At 70.7% G+C, this 16,607-nt stretch carries 13 protein-coding genes; 7 read left to right on the top strand and 6 right to left on the bottom strand.

What is annotated here, in order from left to right:
• Window positions 1–256 precede the first annotated feature (256 nt).
• Together MKK84_RS21340 and MKK84_RS21335 are read left to right on the top strand one after the other, a co-directional pair.
• Window positions 257–2,830: an ABC transporter ATP-binding protein gene (locus MKK84_RS21340; RefSeq protein ID WP_243923334.1), complete on the top strand. Its 2,574-nt coding sequence runs from the start codon at window positions 257–259 to the stop codon at window positions 2,828–2,830.
• Between the two features lie 195 nt (window positions 2,831–3,025).
• A complete protein-coding gene (locus tag MKK84_RS21335; protein ID WP_243923332.1) occupies window positions 3,026–3,499 on the top strand; it encodes a hypothetical protein in 474 nt (157 codons plus the stop codon).
• Window positions 3,500–3,581: 82 nt separating this feature from the next.
• Here the strand turns inward: MKK84_RS21335 and MKK84_RS21330 are convergent, their stop codons facing one another.
• Complete coding sequence (locus tag MKK84_RS21330) at window positions 3,582–4,694, bottom strand: FAD-binding domain-containing protein (protein WP_243923330.1); 1,113 nt, start codon at window positions 4,692–4,694, stop codon at window positions 3,582–3,584.
• Window positions 4,695–5,192: 498 nt separating this feature from the next.
• Here MKK84_RS21330 and MKK84_RS21325 point away from each other — a divergent pair, with 498 nt between their 5' ends.
• Window positions 5,193–5,807 (top strand): NIPSNAP family protein, encoded by a 615-nt coding sequence (locus MKK84_RS21325; RefSeq protein WP_243923328.1) that lies wholly within the window; start codon window positions 5,193–5,195, stop codon window positions 5,805–5,807.
• Window positions 5,808–6,029: 222 nt separating this feature from the next.
• Here MKK84_RS21325 and MKK84_RS21320 read toward each other — a convergent pair whose 3' ends face one another.
• Window positions 6,030–7,349: an MFS transporter gene (locus MKK84_RS21320; RefSeq protein ID WP_243923327.1), complete on the bottom strand. Its 1,320-nt coding sequence runs from the start codon at window positions 7,347–7,349 to the stop codon at window positions 6,030–6,032.
• Window positions 7,350–8,205: 856 nt separating this feature from the next.
• On the opposite strand from MKK84_RS21320, the gene MKK84_RS21315 reads away from it, so the two are divergent.
• Window positions 8,206–9,396: a murein L,D-transpeptidase family protein gene (locus tag MKK84_RS21315; RefSeq protein ID WP_243923320.1), complete on the top strand. Its 1,191-nt coding sequence runs from the start codon at window positions 8,206–8,208 to the stop codon at window positions 9,394–9,396.
• A gap of 205 nt (window positions 9,397–9,601) precedes the next feature.
• Window positions 9,602–10,543 (top strand): MBL fold metallo-hydrolase, encoded by a 942-nt coding sequence (locus MKK84_RS21310; RefSeq protein WP_243923318.1) that lies wholly within the window; start codon window positions 9,602–9,604, stop codon window positions 10,541–10,543.
• A gap of 31 nt (window positions 10,544–10,574) precedes the next feature.
• Here MKK84_RS21310 and MKK84_RS21305 read toward each other — a convergent pair whose 3' ends face one another.
• On the bottom strand, window positions 10,575–10,775 hold the full coding sequence (locus MKK84_RS21305) for a hypothetical protein (RefSeq protein ID WP_243923316.1): 201 nt from the start codon (window positions 10,773–10,775) through the stop codon (window positions 10,575–10,577).
• Window positions 10,776–10,995: 220 nt separating this feature from the next.
• Here MKK84_RS21305 and MKK84_RS21300 point away from each other — a divergent pair, with 220 nt between their 5' ends.
• Together MKK84_RS21300 and MKK84_RS21295 are read left to right on the top strand one after the other, a co-directional pair.
• On the top strand, window positions 10,996–12,231 hold the full coding sequence (locus tag MKK84_RS21300) for a complex I NDUFA9 subunit family protein (protein WP_243923315.1): 1,236 nt from the start codon (window positions 10,996–10,998) through the stop codon (window positions 12,229–12,231).
• Between the two features lie 41 nt (window positions 12,232–12,272).
• On the top strand, window positions 12,273–13,241 hold the full coding sequence (locus MKK84_RS21295; protein ID WP_243923313.1) for a GDP-mannose 4,6-dehydratase: 969 nt from the start codon (window positions 12,273–12,275) through the stop codon (window positions 13,239–13,241).
• 81 nt (window positions 13,242–13,322) lie between these two features.
• Here the strand turns inward: MKK84_RS21295 and MKK84_RS21290 are convergent, their stop codons facing one another.
• The 3 genes from MKK84_RS21290 to MKK84_RS21280 form a co-directional block, all read right to left on the bottom strand.
• On the bottom strand, window positions 13,323–14,525 hold the full coding sequence (locus MKK84_RS21290) for a CaiB/BaiF CoA transferase family protein (RefSeq protein WP_243923311.1): 1,203 nt from the start codon (window positions 14,523–14,525) through the stop codon (window positions 13,323–13,325).
• 87 nt (window positions 14,526–14,612) lie between these two features.
• Window positions 14,613–15,428, bottom strand: a complete 816-nt coding sequence (locus MKK84_RS21285; protein WP_243923309.1) for an IclR family transcriptional regulator — start codon at window positions 15,426–15,428, stop codon at window positions 14,613–14,615.
• A complete protein-coding gene (locus tag MKK84_RS21280) occupies window positions 15,425–16,180 on the bottom strand; it encodes an enoyl-CoA hydratase-related protein (RefSeq protein WP_243923307.1) in 756 nt (251 codons plus the stop codon). Before MKK84_RS21280 ends, MKK84_RS21285 begins: the two co-directional genes overlap by 4 nt.
• Between the last annotated feature and the right edge of the window lie 427 nt (window positions 16,181–16,607).

Here is a 16,607-nt window from a genome sequence, read left to right as displayed (position 1 = left end):
CCGCCGCAGATCGTCGGCCGTGAAGTCCTCACGCAGCCGCACCGCAGATGACATGGCAAACCCTCCGGTTCACCTCATCGAATCAGATCCAGAGCCGCAACGATACCCCGTGAGTCAGCCTCACCGTCGATTGGTATTAGGCGGACCGATCATGTCGCACGGCCCCGGAACGCTTCCCGTGGCCGGCGCGAGGGCCTATGCCGATGCGGCTCGCGATGGGACGCCGCGGACGCCCCCCGTTCCCCTCCGGAGACGCATGGAATCCGATCCTCTCCTCCTGACCTGGCGTGCCGCGCGGCGTCTGCACGGGGCCGCCGTGGCCCTCGCGGTCGGGGTCGGTGCCCCGCTCTGCGCGCTGGCCATCCTGTGCCTGCGCGACCTCGTCGCGGTGCTGCCCCGCGACGATGCACCGACGCTCGCCTTCCTGCGCCTCGCGGTGCCCCTGCAGGGCCGCGAGTTCGTCCTGGCACCGGGCGTGCCGATGCGGGCGGCCGGGCTCGAACTCGCGGCGTTCCTGTGCATCGCCGCCTGCGCGGTGATCCTGGCGGGTCTCGGCTGGTGGGTGGCGCGCCTGTGCTTCAAGGCCCAGACCCGCGCCGCCGACACGGTGCGCGAGGGGGTCCTGCGGGCGGTCCTCGACGCCCCGGCCGGGGCGCGGGACGAGGCGCGCAGCCTCGCCCGCCTCGTCGGCGAGGTGCTGGCGCGGGCCGACCGGCTGCTCGCGGCCGGCATCGTCCTGCCGGCGATGACGCTCGCCGCGCTGATCCTGGCCCTGGGGTTCGCCGCCCTGGCGGCGCCCCGGCTGATCCCGGCCGCCGTGGTCGGCCTCGGGGCGGTCGGCCTCGCCTACGGGCTGGTGCTGGAACGGGCCCGGGACCGGCAGGACCTGCGCCTGCGCAGCAGCGTGCGCGCCGAGGAGAACCTGAACGACCTCGTGCGCCGCCTGCCGGCGGTGCGCAACCACGGGGCGGCCGCCCTGGAACGGACGCGCATCGCCGCCCGCGTGACGGCGATGCGCGGCACCGTCGCCCGCGCCGAGGCGCGGCTCGCCTATGCGCGGGCCCCCGCCCTGGCGCTGGCGGTGATCCTGCCCGCGATCGCGATCGGCACGGCCCTGTGGCGGACGGCCGCTCCGGGGGCGTCCCCGGCGCCGCCGGTGGATCCGGCGGCTTTCCTGGCGGCGGTGGGCGCCTTCGGCCTCGCGGGCTGGCTCGCCGCCGCCTGCGCGCGCCTCTGGACGGTGCGCCGCGCCGTACGTCCGCGCTTGCGCGACCTCGCCCGCATCGTCGCGTCCCTCGAAGGCCGGCGGGCGCGGCCCGGCGCGCCCGTGCCGCTGCCCCGGTCGGGCCTCCTCGCGACCCAGGGGGTCGGCGCCTTCGATCCGGCCACCGGCGAGCGGCTGACCGGCGTCGATGTGGCGGTGTCCATGCCGGGCCACGTGGCGATCACCGGCAGCCGGGGCAGCGGCGCCCGGGCGCTGGCCGCGGTGCTCGCCGGGCAGGTCGAGCCGACCGCCGGCACCGTCACCTACGCGGGCACGGACCTGCGGGGCTTCGATTCCGCCGAGCGCGCCCGCCGCATCGCCTTCGCGGCCGGCGAGGCGATCCTCATGGCGGGCTCGCTGCGCCAGAACCTGCTCTACGGCACCGACCCGGCCCGGGCGCCCGACGACATCGCCCTCGTAGGGCTGTGCCGGCTGACCGGGCTCGACGGCTTCGTGTATGCCCGCGGCCTGACCGGACGGCTCGATCCCGCGGCCCGGCCGCGGCTCGCGGCCGCGATCGTCTCGGCTCGCCGGACCATGCGGCAGGCGCTGGCCACCAAGGGGGCCGAGCGCCTCATCGAGCCGTTCGACCCCGATCGCTACAACCATCAGGCCAGCATCGGCGAGAACATCCTGTTCGGCGAGCCGGTGGGCGGCGCCTTCGCACCCTTGCGCTTCGCCCGGCACCCCTACCTGCGGGCGGTGCTGGAGGCCGAGGGGCTGGTGCGGGCCCTGACCGAGATCGGCCTGTCGGTCGCCCGCAGCACCGTGGAGATCTTCGCCGACCTGCCCAACGACCATCCGCTGTTCGACGCCTACTCGCTGTTCCAGGCCGCGGAGCGGGGGTATTTCGAGGACCTCGTGGTGCGCCTGCCCGATGCCGGGGGCCTGCGCCGAGGCCCCGCGGGCCAGCGCGACCGGATGCGGCTGATCGGGCTCGCCCTGCGCTACAGCGAATCGCGCCATCGCTTCGGCCTGATCGACACCGCCTTCGAGGACCGGCTGGTCCAGGCCCGGCGCTCCTTCGCGCGGATGCTGCCGGCCCATCTCGCCGGCGCGGTGGAGTTCCACGATCCCAGCCGGGTCAACCCGGCCGCGAGCCTCCAGGAGAACCTGCTGTTCGGCCGGATCAGCCTGGGCGAAGCCAATGCCGAGCCGCGGGTGCGGGCGCTGGTGCGGCGCGTGCTCGCCGAGGAGGGCCTGGAAGCCGCGGTCTACGAACTCGGCCTCGACAGCAAGGTCGAGATCCAGCCGAGCACCGGCGCCCTGGCGGACGGCGCGATCAACGCCCGGGAGCGGATGGCGATCGAGCTGGTCCGCTGCCTCGCCCGCGAGCCCGATATCCTGGTCGTCGCGATCGCCGCCGACGAGCGCAAGGAGGGGCTGAGCGACCGCCTGGCCGGGCTGCGTCAGGTGCGGGCCGGGCGCGGCCTGATCGTCTGCCTGCCCGGGGCCGCGGTGTTGGACGGGATCGCCCCGTTCGACGCGGTGATCGCGGTGGAGAACAGCGCCGTGGTGGCGCCCGAGCCGGTGAGCGCGGAGGCGGAGCCGGTGGCGGTGGCGTGAGCGGCCATTGGTCGCGAAGGGTGGTCCGCGACCGTCTCTCCAAGCGGGCCCTCACCGCCCGCGGGAGGCCAGCCGGGCCCTGTCGGGTCGATGGCGACCGCGCCTTGCGCGGATCCGCGTGCGCGTCCGGGGTGGCCAGACGCCCAGCGCGCCCGATCTGCCCAAGGGTGCCCGCGCGGGCCGAAGGACGGCCGCGTGGCTGAGGAGATCCCCATGAGAATGTCGGTCCTGGCGGTCCTGGCGGCACTGACCGCGCCCGCCGCCCCTGCCCAGGCGGGCGACGCGCCCCTGGCCAGTGCCGGCAACTGGGACCTGAAGCGGGCGGACGGCAATGCGACGGGCGAGGCCGCGTGCCTTCTGACGCCGAAGACACCGTCACGGATCCAGGTGAGCAAGGACAGGCTCGTGGTCACCGGACTGCCGAAAAACGCGATCTTCAATTATCAGTACCGAATCGACGACAAGCCCGCCTCGACACCGGCGTTTCCGCCCAGCGCCATGCAGAGCGAAGGTCTCATCGCCCTTGATGGTGACGCGCTGGCGGAGATTTTAAACGGCCGTCGCTTTCAGATCCGCATCCTCGACAAATGGCACGAGGCGATCACGGAGGACGTCGATCTGGCCGGCCTGAAAGACCTGCACGGGAAGCTGGCCCAGGCCTGCACATAGAGCCCCTACGCGACCGCCAAAGCGGCCGCGGCGAGACGCGCCGAGGGCCTGCCTCACGGCTCCACGCCACGTCGTTCAGGGCTCAGTGCGGCATGAGCTGGGGGATAGCCTTCCGCAGGCGCGAGTAGCCGCGCGTAGCCAGGGGCCAGGCGGCCTCGTCCCAGTCGCGGCGAACCCGCAGGCAGCCGGCCGGCAGCGCATCGGCGGAGGGGCCGACCGGTGCCCAGGCCGTCACCGTCGGGCAACCCGCATCCCAGTCGGCCGGGACGAGGGTCGCCGGACAGTCGAAATGCGCCGCGGCCCGCGTCAGGGCGTCGGCCATCGCGGCTCGATCGGCGTCCCGCACCCGGTCCGAGGCGTCCGGCGCATGGACGACGAGGCCGCCGACCCGGACGATCCTGGCTTCGCCGAGCGGGAGGCTTTCCGGGTTCAGGTCGTCGAGATGCAGCAGCAATGCGGCGTCGCCGGCCGGCGCCGCGTCGGCCCGCGGCATCGGGACCTCGCGCGGCGGCGTGGCCTCGTCCAGCGGGTCGGGATATTCGTCGAGGCCGACGGGGTCGAAGCGGCCGTCGGTGTAACGCCGGATGTTCTCGGCCCGGGCGACATAGTGCTTGCCGCGCGTGTGCAGGCCGGCCACCCAGCGCCACGACAGGGTGTTGCTCGCCGGATCGCCGTCGATCAGATGCGCCATGAAGAACGCGGCCCCGAGCGCCCAGGGCAGGCGCAGGGTGAAGATCCAGATCGAGGCGAACCACATCCGGGTGTGGTTGTGCAGCCAGCCCGTCTCGACGAGGTCGCCGACCCAGTCGTCGAACCCGTCGATGCCGGTCCGGCCCGCGATGGCGGCCTCGTAGGTGCGGCGCAGCCCCGGCTCGGTGGCCAGCCGCTCGCGGTCCGCCGCGGCGAGTGCCAGGAATCCGGTCCAGGCCTCGGGGTGGGTCTCCAGATGACCCTTGAAGTAGGTCCGCCAGAACACCTCGGACACGAATTTTTCGGCGCCCCCGTCGCCGAACGCGCGATCGGCCGCGGCCACCACCTCGGCCTCGGTGATCAGCCTCCGGCGCAGGTAGGGCGAGAGCGCCGATGTCGTCGGCTCCGCGTCCGGTCCGCGGTCGGTGTTGCGGGCACCGGCATAGGCGAGGCCCGCCTCCGCGAGAAAAGCGGACAGCCGGTCGAGCGCGGCGTCGCGGGTCATGGGAAAGCTGCGATCCATGCCGGGAAGATAGGGCGGAGTTTCGCGGCCCGTCTGCGGCACGGAGGACTTGCGCGTTCGCCCGGTGGGGGGTCGGATCTGAATCGATCATGCGCCTGCCCAGGGCTGGCGTGCTGGACAGGCGCGGACATTTGACACGTCGGCGCTCAACGATCCTGTCCGGCCGGCACCGGTTTCCGCCACCATTTCAGACCCGCCGGAACCGCGTCGCCGAGGTCGTCTGGGCCGACTATGGGGGCGGTGAGGAGGTCCCTGCGCCCTGGTGGTCACCGCAGGCGCAGCGGCAGCGAAGAATTGTCAGGACCTGAACGCGACCAGCCTGCCCGTGGTGATGTCCGCACCGGGTGGATTTGAGCCGGTCCGCTTTTGGGCGGCAATCGACGGTGTGTCTTTCCCCGATACCGACCCCTGCAGGCGCAGAACGGGCCCGTTGAAACCAACTGCGCGCTCTCGCTTTGAAGGCACGACACCGAGGTTCACATGCTCTACGAACTCGCGACCCTTTCGTGCCCGTTGCTTGCAGTCGGCCGGGCATCCGAAGGCGTTTATCACTGGGTGAATGACGCAGAAGCCAAGGGTAACCTGTTCGGGTGCTGGCGGACCGAGCTGGGAACACTCGGCCGGTTGATCGTGCTGCGCGGGTTCGAGGCACCGGAGGATATGACGGCCGAGCGTCGCCGTGCGCTCTTGAGTGCTAGCCCGTTCAATGCGGGGAACGTGGTGACGGCGCTGGAGATGGACAGCTACGCGCCGTTTCCCTTCCTACCGCCGATCCGGACCGGGGACCGTGGCGGGGTGTACGAGTTCCGAAGCTACCGCCTGAAGCCCGGTGGGCTACCGCCAACCCTCGCAGGCTGGGAAACGGCTATCGCACCAGCACGCGCGTATACCGAGCATCTCGTCGCGAACATGTACGCCCTCGATGGAGCGCCGCGGATCACGCACATCTGGGGCTTTGCGAGCTTGAAGGAGCGGGCGGAATTACGCGCGCACGCCTATGGAGCCGGTGTCTGGCCGCCGAAGGGAGGCCCGGAGCAGATCGCCGAAGCGACGTCGACGATTGCGCTTCCCCAGGGACCGTCTCCCTTGGCCTGAATAGCCCTCTGCCCCACCCTCAGACGCCCCTGAGCAGTACGCGCACATGACTGCGTTCGGGTTGCGTCAAAGGTCGCCCGCAGGCCCGGCATGGGTCGCGAACGGATCGGCGGCTTGGGGGGGGATATCCGCCGGTCCGCGTCACGGTATGCAAGCGCCGAGCGCCGTTGGACCGTCACAGGCGCGCTGGCTGGCAGGCCATTTCACCGGCTGGTGGCCGGTTCAGCGCAGGGCAGCGGTCGTTTCGAGGGTCGACAACCGGTCCCTGACAGCGACGCCCCTGTAGATGACAATCGTTGCGACAAGGCCGCAAAATCCCCCGAACGCCATCCAGTATCCCGGAGCCGCTGGGTTGCCCGTCCGCTCGATCAGCCATGTGGAGATCAAGGGCGTGAACCCTCCAAAGAAGGCCGTCGCCAGCGAATAGGCGAGCGAGAATCCTGCCGTGCGCACAGAGGTCGGAATGATTTCGGTGAGGGCGACAACCATCGCACCGTTGTAGCTGCCGTAGAGAAACGACAGCCAAAGCAGGACGATCAGCATGTTCGTGAAGGACGCATTTGCGACCAGCCAAGACAGCGCAGGGTAAGCCGTCAGCAAGGTCAGCGCCGAGAAGATCAGCAGAAGCGGCTTGCGACCAACCCGGTCCGACAGCGCTCCCATGACGGGCAGCCAGAACAGGTTCGACAGGGCCGTGCAGAACGTCACGAGCAGGCTGTCCGTGTCCGAAAGCTTGAGAACGGTCTTGCCGAACGTCGGTGTGTAGACGGTGATCGTATAGAACGACACGGTCGTCATGGCGACGAGCAGCATGCCAAGGCCGACGATCCTCCAGTTTTGCACGAGCGAGCTGAATATCTGTTGCGTGCTCGGCCGAACCTTGCGCTGAAGGAACTCCTCGGTTTCCTCCAGCGAGCGGCGGATGTAGAACAGGAACGGCACAATCGCGCAGCCGATGAAGAATGGGACGCGCCAGCCCCAGTCGTTCATCTCGGCGGGGACAAGGGCATGGTTCAGGAAGTAGCCTATGATCGCGGCGAACATCACCGCGACCTGCTGGCTGCCTGATTGCCACGACACGTAGAAGCCTTTGTTGCCGGGGGTAGACATCTCGGCCAGGTAGACTGAGACACCGCCGAGTTCGACGCCGGCCGAGAACCCTTGCAGGAGGCGTCCGATGAGCACGAGGAAGGGTGCGAACAGCCCGATCGTCGCGTAGCTCGGCACGAAGGCAATAAGGACTGTTCCAAGGGCCATGATCATCAGCGTGACGATCAAGCCTTTGCGTCGTCCTATGCGGTCCACGTAGGCGCCGAGGATCACCGCCCCGAGGGGCCGCATCAAGAAACCCGCGCCGAACGTGACGAACGTCAGCATCAGGGACGCGTATTCGTTGGCGACCGGGAAGAACGCCTTGGAGATATACGAGGCGTAGAAACCGAACAGAAAGAAGTCGAACATCTCCAGGAAGTTTCCGCTGGTGACGCGAAGCACCGTCGCCACCTTGGACCTGGATCGATCGCTCTCCGAAAACGTAGCCACGGCGTCGCTCCAGAACCAAGCCGCGGCCGGTTTGAGGGCCGCATATGTTGAAGCTCGGTTTAATCCCCGCACTAATCGACGCAACGCGTCGGGCGACCAAAAACAGGAGGTGACGGCCAATTCCGGTGCTTATGTAACTGACATCCGACGACTTCGGCTTTGAGCTTTTGGCGTTCAGGGCGGGCGAACGGCGCTTGGCTGACCCCTGCTTGCCCCTGGGTCCGCAACACAAGCCGACCGCGTCAGCAGGTTGGCGGCAGCCAATACGACACGGGTGATTCGGAGGCGGACCGTCTCGCAAAGAACGAAGGGTGAGCGTCCGCTCGCTGGCGCGAGCCGAAATGGCCGGACGACCGACGAACGACCGCTCCTGAGAAACGACAACGGGCGTCCGAGCGGCGGACTTGGATCGGAGGCAGCCCCTCACACGGTCAAGCGGATTGGGTTCCGACCCAGCCCTTTCAAGGTGTTTGGGCCGGATGCAAGGATCGCAAACTGTGGCACTCACATATTGAAAGGCACCGCGTTTTCCCCTCCTCCTTGCGGGGGATGGTGCAGGAGGCACCGCTCCGCGCACTTCCGCACCACCCCCACCTCCAACTCCTCCTCGCAAGGGGGAGGAGAGCAAGCCTGGCCAGTGCGCCGGCGCCTCCGCAAACATCTTGAAAGGGCTGGGTCCAGACCCTCGGGCGCAACAGAACACCGTCGCCCACCGCTTCGAGGCGCAGCGGGTGGCACGTCCGCGGGCCCCCATGGACGGCTGTCCGATGGCAGCCTCACCGCCGCCGCAATACTCCGTCAGGTCGGGAATCCGGCCCGCTCGGCGCCATCCCGGCCGATCCAGCCCGGACGGTTCATGCCTCGAACGCCCTCGATCATCCGCGCTGCCGGCCTCGTCCTCCTGGCGCTCTCCGGCCCTGCCGCAGCCCAGGCCGGCAAGGCCGAGGCGCCGATTCCGGCCGCGACCCTCGCGCTGATGGCCCAGAAGGGCGTCACCGCCGCGTCACCGGTGCTGTTCCGGGCCTACAAGAAAGAATCGGAAATCGAGGTCTGGAAGAAGGGCCCGTCGGGCTACGTCTTCATCAAGACCTTCCCGATCTGCCGCTGGTCCGGCCAGCTCGGCCCCAAGCGCAAGAGCGGCGACCGGCAGACCCCGGAGGGGTTCTATACGGTGCCCCAGCGCCAGATGAACCCGAACTCGCACTACTATCTGTCGTTCGACGTCGGTTATCCGAACGCCTACGACCGGGCCCATGGCGGCACCGGATCCGCCGTGATGGTCCACGGCATCTGTTCGTCGATGGGCTGCTTCGCCATGACCGACGGCACGGTCGGCGAGATCTACGCCATCGCCCGCGACGCCCTGAAGGGCGGGCAGGCGGCGTTCCAGTTCCAGTCCTACCCGTTCCGGATGAGCGCCGAGGCCATGGCCCGCCACCGGACCGACCCGAACTTCGCCTTCTGGCGCGAGCTCAAGGCCGGATCCGACCGGTTCGAGGCGAGCCGCGAGGAACTCCAGGTCTCGGTGGTCGCCGGCCGCTACGCCTTCGCGCCGTCCAGGAACCCCGCGGTCGAGGCGGCCGTGGCGACCCGCCAGGCGGTCGAGGAGGCGCGGATCGCGGCGCTCGCCGAGGCGGGGGAGCCGGCCGTGCGCACCACCTATTCCGACGGCGGGCAGAACGCCTTCTGGGCGGCCTACACGGCCCGGGGCGGTGCGGTCGGCGACGTCAGCCGGCCGGAAGCCCTGGCCTTCGCGGGGCAGGAGGTGGTGATCGTACCCGGTCACCGCGCCGCGCGCCCGGTCCCGGAGGCGGTCTGGAGCGCCTGGGCGGCGGGCTCCGCCCTGTCGCCCCGGCGGATGGCCGGATTCGTCCCGGTCTACGAGCGCGCCGCGGATCCGTTCGGGGCGCTCGCCGGCCCGATCCCGACCCGCTACGGCGACAGCCTGCCCTCCTGGCTGACCGCCGGCCGCGGCGGACTCACCCTCGGCCATGCGCATCCGTTCGGTTCGACCGCCGGCCTCATCGCGTCGGCTGAGACCCCGTGAGGCATGCGGGAGCCCGCCGCCCCGACCCATCCGTGTGCGCAGACGCACATCACGGGGGCGTGCGGCACACCAATTCATGGTACGGCAGGGGACGTACGGTACTCTCGAACCGTCGGCCTGCCGTAATCTTTGCCCTCTTCCCGGAACGGCGACGGGGTCTCGATCGTAACGGATCGGGATCGACGTCCGCAGATTCGTGATCGCCATGTCCAATACGTATGGGCCGACCGTCCCGGCGGCCAATCAGGACCTCGTACTGCGCTTCTGGGGCGTCCGCGGCTCGACCCCGGTCAGCGGCCCCCAGTATGTCGAGTTCGGCGGCAGCACGCCCTGCCTGGAGGTCCGTTGCGGGCAGCGGATGTTCATCGTCGATGCGGGCTCGGGTATCTATAACCTCGGGCAGGGCCATCGGACTGATCTGCCGCAGGAAGTCGACCTTCTGTTCAGCCACCTGCACCTCGACCACACGGCGGGTCTGCCGTTCTTCAAGCCCGCGGTGCTCGACTGCAACCGGGTGATCAACACCTATTGCGGCAATCTCGGCGGCGAATCGGCGGGCCCGACCCTCGACCGGCTGTTCGCCCCGCCGCTCTTCCCGGTTACGCTCGACAAGCTGTGCTGCACCTTCAACCATCACGGGTTCGAGGCGGGCCAGACCCTGACCTTCCCGGACGGGACGCGGGTCGACACGATCGCGCTGAACCACCCGCAGGGCTCGGTGGGCTATCGGTTCGAGCATGGCGGCCGCCGCCTGTGCCTGATCAGCGACATCGAGCACAGCGATCCCTGGCCGGATCCGGCGCTCGCCGCCTTCGTCGCCGGGGCCGACCTGATGGTCTATGACGGCATGTTCACGGACGGTGAGTATCCGACCTGCCGGGGCTGGGGCCATTCCACGTGGCAGAAGGGCGTCGAACTGGCGCAGGTGGCGGGGGTGAAGGCGCTGGCCATCATCCACCTGCACCCCGCTCATTCCGACACGGCGTTGCGCGACATGGAGGCCGACCTTCAGGCCGAGATGCCGACCGCCTTCATCGCCCGCGAATCCCAGAGCATCACGGTCGGTGCCCCCCGTACCGTGAGCCGCCGGGCGAGCGGCCGGCCCGCCGTGGCGCGCGAGGTGCGCCGCCGGGTCAAGGTCGCCTGATCAGGGCGCAGGCGGAGCGGATGCGAGCCGCTCAGCGGGCCAGGGACCGGGCCTTGCGCGACCTGTTGAACCAGCGGAACCCGAACAGCACGAACAGGGCGACGCCGATGGTCAGGATGCTCCAGCCGTAATTGCTGATGAGCTGATCGTCGATCGGATGGCCGATCCAGCCGAGGGCGACGAGCAGGCCGAGGACGGCGATCGCCGCGGAGACGAACATCCCTACAATCATCGCACTCTCCGGCGGACGCGACCGCGCCGGCCGATGCGGCGCGAGACCGTGAGAATGCGCGGGACCGGCGGCCGTTCCGTCCCAGGATCGGGGCCGCCCGGCGTCAGAAGCGCCGCAAACCGCGATCTTCGCGCGGCGCCTGATTGCAACGCCCTCGGCCCCCGCTCTAAGTAGGCCCCGTTATGGCGCCCCGGGGCGCGCGGAGCCCGAGACCACGGCGATGACCGGCCCAGACACCACGAACACGACCGCGAGCGCGGACACGCCCCGGGACAGCGGAGCCGCCGTCCCGGCGACGTCGGGCCCCCTGCGCCCGCAGGATCAGCTCGTCACGATCTATGGCGGCTCCGGCTTCCTGGGGCGGCACGTGGTGCGGGCGCTGGCCAAGCGCGGCTACCGGATCCGCGTCGCGGTGCGGCGGCCGGATCTCGCGCTGTTCCTGCAGCCCCTGGGGCAGGTCAACCAGATCGTGGCCGTCCAGGCGAACCTGCGCTACCCCGACTCGGTGACCCGCGCCGCCGAGCGCGCGGACGTGCTGATCAACCTCGTCGGCATCCTGCAGGAGACCGGCTCCCAGAGCTTCGCGCGCCTGCAGGTCGACGGGGCCGAGACGATCGCCCGCGCGGCGGCCCGGCAGGGCGCCCGGATGATCCACGTCTCGGCGATCGGGGCGGATCCGGCCTCGCCCTCGCTCTACGCCCGCACCAAGGCCGAGGGCGAGGCGAAGGTCTTCGCCGCCTGCCCGGACGCGGTGGTGGTCCGGCCGTCGCTGATCTTCGGGCCGGGCGACGGCTTCTTCAACCGCTTCGCCGGGCTGGCGCGGGCGCTCCCGGTCCTGCCGCTGGCGGGCGGGCAGTCGCGCTTCCAGCCGGCCTTCGTGGGTGATGTCGCCGAGGCGATCGCCCGCGCGGTCGACGGCACGTTGGCGCGCGGCAAGGTCTACGAGCTCGGCGGCCCGGAGGTCGGCACGCTGGAGCACTTCGTGCGCTACATGCTGAAGACGATCCGGCGCAAACGCGTCGTGGTCGACCTGCCGCTGCCGGCGGCCAAGCTCCAGGCCCGCCTGCTCGAGATCGCCGACACGCTCACCTTCGGCCTGCTGCCCGATACGCTCAAGCTCACCCGCGATCAGGTGATCCTGCTCCAGAACGACAACGTCGTCTCGGAGGCCGCCAAGGCCGAGGGCCGCACCTTCGAGGGGATGGGGATCATCCCGACCGCCGCCGAGGCGGTGGTGCCGGGCTATCTCTGGACCTACCGGAAGGCCGGCCAGTTCTCCACGGAGCGGGACCTGGAGCACCTGTCCGAAGTGCCCGATTCAATCGCGCCGCGGCCCCTGGCGGCCAGCTCCCAGCACCGGCCGCAGACCGCCTCGGGCCCGGCGATCGGCGCCGATGCGGGAAGCTCTCCAGGGGCCGGCATCGGCGTGCGCTGGGGGACCCGGAAGCCGAGCTAGATGGTGAGCCACATCCGCACCTGCGCCGCCACGGCCTGGACGTGAGGCGCATCCTCGTCACCGGGGCCGCCGGATTCGTCGGCGGGCACGTCCTGCCGCTCCTGGCGGCGGCGGGCGACCGCGTGGCGGGGATCGGGCGGGGGCCCGCGCCCCGGCTGCCGGAGGGCGTCACCTACGAGACCGTGGATCTCCTCGACGAGGCGGCGCTGCGCGGCTTCGTGGACCGGTTCCGGCCGACCGAAATCCTGCATCTCGCGGGTCTCGCCTCGGTGGCCGATTCCGCCAGCGGGCCCGGGCAGACGTGGCGGGTGAACGTCAACGGGCTGATGAACCTCGTCGCCGCTGTCGAGGCCGTACCGGGCTGCACGTTCTTCGACGTCAGCTCCGGCGAGGTCTACGGCAGCGCCTTCCTGTCCGGCAACGCGCTGACCGAGGCGGCCGAGCCGCTGCCGCGCAACACCTATGCCCGGTCGAAATGGGTCGGCGAGCAGCTGCTGCGCGATCTGCTGCCCCGGATCGGCGTGAAGCTCGTGGTGCTGCGGCCGTTCAACCATATCGGCCCCGGACAGGATGAGCGCTTCGTGGTGGCGTCCTTCGCGGGCCAGATCGCCCGGATCGAGGCCGGCTTGGTGCCGCCCTGCCTGGAGGTCGGCAACCTCTCCTCGTACCGCGACTTCCTGGACGTGGCGGACGTGGCGCAGGCCTATGCCGACCTGATCGGCCAATCGGACGCGCTGAGGGACGGCAGCGTGTTCAACATCAGCTCCGGTGTGCCGCGCACGATCGCCAGCGTGCTCGAGGATCTGCGCGCTCGGGCGCGGGTGCCGTTCGAGATCCGGATCGCCCCCGAGCGGGTGCGCCCGACCGAGATCCCCGTGGCGGCCGGCGATGCCGGGCTTTTGCGCGCCATGACGGGCTGGCGGCCACGGATCGCCTGGGACGCCGCCGTGAACCGGGTGCTGGACGACGCGCGGGCGCGGCTGGGGGGCGTTTACACCTCTCAAGCTTGAGCGCGGGTTCCCCTCGCCCTCAACCCTGGCGTTCAGTCTGCAAGCCCCAGAGGTGGAAGGGCGGGAGATGCGCCTCGGCCCCTACCGCACCACCCCCTTTGCCCGCAGCGCGTCCTGCGCCTCCGCCGGATACGCCAGCTGCTCCGCCAGGATCTCCGCACTCGAATCCCCGAGCCCCGGCGGCATCCGGCGCACCGGCAGGCGCCGCCCGTCGAGGCGATAGGGCGGGGCGATCACGTGGGCGTTGTCGGCGCCGCCGACCACGAGACCCGCCTCCCGGGCCCGGTCGCAGGTCAGCGCCTCGCGCAGGCCCATCACCTCGCCGCAGGGGATGCCGGCCGCCCGCAGCCGGGCGATCAGCGGGCCGCGCTGCCAGTGCGCCAGCGCGGCCTCCAGCACCGGGATGAAGGCCGCGCGGTTCTTCGAGCGGTCGAGATTGGTGGCGAAGCGCGGATCGGCGACGAGATCCGGCCGCTCCAGCACCTGCTCGCAGAAGCGGCGGTACTGGCCGTTGTTGCCCACCGTGATCACCACCGGCCCGTCCGCGGCCTCGAACACCCCGTAGGGCACGATCGAGGGATGGGCGTTGCCGTAGCGGGGCGGGTCGATGCCCCGGGCCAGCGCCTCCAGGCCGTAATAGGAGGTCAGCGCCACGCCGCAATCGAACAGGGCGAGGTCGATCGCCTTGCCGCGCCCGGTGCGCTCCCGCTGATAGAGGGCGGCCAGGACGGCCTGGGCGGCGTATTGCCCGGTGAACAGGTCCACCGCCGCGACCCCGAACTTCAGGGGCGGCCCCCCGGCCTCGCCGTTCAGCGCCATCACGCCGGATTCGCCCTGGACGACGAGGTCGTAACCGGGCCGGCCCGCCTCCGAGCCATCGGAACTGTAGCCGGCGATCGAGCAGTAGATCAGCCCGGAATTCTCCGCCGCCAGATCCGCGTAGCCGAGGCCGAGCTTCTCGGCCCCGCCGGTCTTGAAGTTCTGCACCAGCACGTCGCTCTCGCGGGCGAGCGCCTTGACGATCGCCAAGCCCTCCGGCGTGGCCAGATCGACGCCGATCGAGCGCTTGTTGCGGTTCACGCTGTCGAAATACGAGGTGTTGCCGGGGCTGGTGGACACACCCCAGTCGCGCGTGTCGTCGCCGCGCTCCGGGTGCTCGACCTTGATCACGTCGGCGCCGAGGTCGCCCAGCACCTGCGCGCACCAGGGCCCCGCCAGCACCCGGGACAGGTCGAGCACCCGGATCCCGGCGAGCGGCAGATCGTGAGCCGGATCAGCATCCATCGAAGAGCTCCTCGGTGCAGGGTCTCGGATTGGGAAAAGTCCCGGATTCAAAAGGTCTTCGACCTTTGGAAATCCCGTCCTCACGGCTCAAGCTCCCATGACGCCGTCGAGGCTGCGCACGGCCTCGATCAGCTTCGGGCGCGCCACGTCCAGGAGGAAGCGCGCATCGGTGATGATTGTGGGGGCACCGCAATTGATCGACATGGGCGGCAGCCCGCCGCCGGGATGGAACCCGACCGCGATGGCGCAGACCGTCTCCTGCCATTCGCCGAACGAGGTGCAGCAGCCGATCTCCCGGTGCTCCGCCACCGCCCGGTCGAGGCCGGCGCGCAACGCCGGCCAGGCCACCGGGTCCAGCGCCTCCAGATCCTCGTAGATGCCTCTGCGCTCCCGGTCGGGGCAGACCGCCACGTAGGCGCGCCCCATGGCGCTGCGGGCGAGCGAGATGCGCGAGCCGGTGTCGAGATTGAGCGAGATCGCCGCCGGGCCGCGCTGGCACTCGACGTAGCGCATGCTGAGCCGGTCGCGCACGCCGAGCCCGACCGAGGCGTTGGCCGCCTCCGCCACAGCCCGCAGCACCGGCCGGGCGATCGCCCGCACGTCGAGCCCGCCGAGCGCCGCCGCGCTGAGCGCGATGGTGGCGGTGCCGAGGCGGTAGCGGCCGAGTTCGGGCTCGTGCTGCAGGTAGCCGAGCTTGGTCAGCGTGTAGGTCAGCCGCGACACGGTGGAGCGGGGCAGGCCGCAGGCCGCCGCGAGGTCGTGGTTGGCGAGGCTGGTCCGGCCCGGGCCGAAGCAGGCCAGGACCGACAATCCCCGGGCCAGAGCCGTGACGAAGTGGCGATCCTCCTTGGCGCCGGACCCGGCGCCGTCAGGCTCGGCCAGCAGGGTCTCTCCGGTCGTCATCGGCGCAGGAAGGCCGCGAAGGCCGCCTGCGCATCCGGACCGCGGCGCAGGGTGTGGAACACCTCCGCTTCCTCGGCGAGGGCGCGGGCGACGGGCTCATCCTGGCCCCGGCGGAGGGCCCGCTTGGTGGCGGCGATCGAGGCCCGGGGCAGGGCGGCCAGCGACCGCGCCTTGGCGAGGACCACCTCCAGCGCCGTCCCCGCCGGCACGGCGGCGTTGACGAGGCCGGCCGACACGGCATCCGCGGCCGTGAACGGCTCGCCGAGCAGCAGCAGCTCGGCGGCGCGCTTCGTGCCCGCCACCAGCGGCAGCAGGTAGCTCGATCCACCCTCCGGACTGAGACCCAACGCCGCGAACGGCAGGCGGAACCGGGCGCCATCCCCTGCATAGGCGAGATCGCAATGGAGCAGCAGCGTCGTGCCGATGCCGACCGCGTGCCCCTCGACCGCCGCCACGACCGGCTTCGGGCAGGCCCGCAGGGCCTTGAGGAAGGTCAGGCCGGGGCTGTCGCCCCCGGTCTCGACATCCTGGAAATCCCTGAGGTCGTTGCCGGCGGTGAAGCAGCCGCCCGCGCCGGTGAGCACCACGACGGCCACGCTCTCGTCCCCGGCCACCGCCCGAAAGGCTTCGGCCAGCCCCGCATAGGCGGCGCGATCGAGGGCGTTGCGCCGCTCCGGCCGGTCGAGGGTGACCAGCCGGATCCCGGGCTCCGGATCGGAGAGGCGCGGATTGAGGGGGGCGGCGTCACGCATGGGCGGCGCCGACGGTGCTCTGGAGCTGAACGCTTCTCCCCTCTCTCCTGAAGATTGCGATGTTCACGCATCTTCCTCGGGGAGAGGCGCGACGCCCCCCTCTCCCCGCTTGCGGGGAGAGGCCCGCTCGGACCTCGTCGTCCGTGCGGGAAGCGAGAGGCGAAGCCGGAGCCGAGGTGAGGGGGCGATTCCGGAAGAGGCTCGTCCTGAATCGCCCCCTCACCTTCGGCTGCCGCCTCGATGCGACGACGACAAGGTCGCCGCATCCCTCTCCCCGCAAGCGGGGCGAGGGGGAAACAGCCGTCATCGTCAGCGCGGCGGACGCAGTGTGAAACCGCAAGGGGGAGACAAGTGCCGCCTGCCCCGCGATGGTCCGGTGCGCCCTGACGCTCACGGCGCAGCCTCCCCGACATAATCCGCCGACAGC

Source organism: Methylobacterium sp. E-065 (assembly GCF_022829605.1).
Classification (GTDB): Bacteria; Pseudomonadota; Alphaproteobacteria; order Rhizobiales; family Beijerinckiaceae; genus Methylobacterium.
Note: the sequence above shows the minus strand (reverse complement) of the source record. Positions and strands in the feature narration are given on the sequence as shown.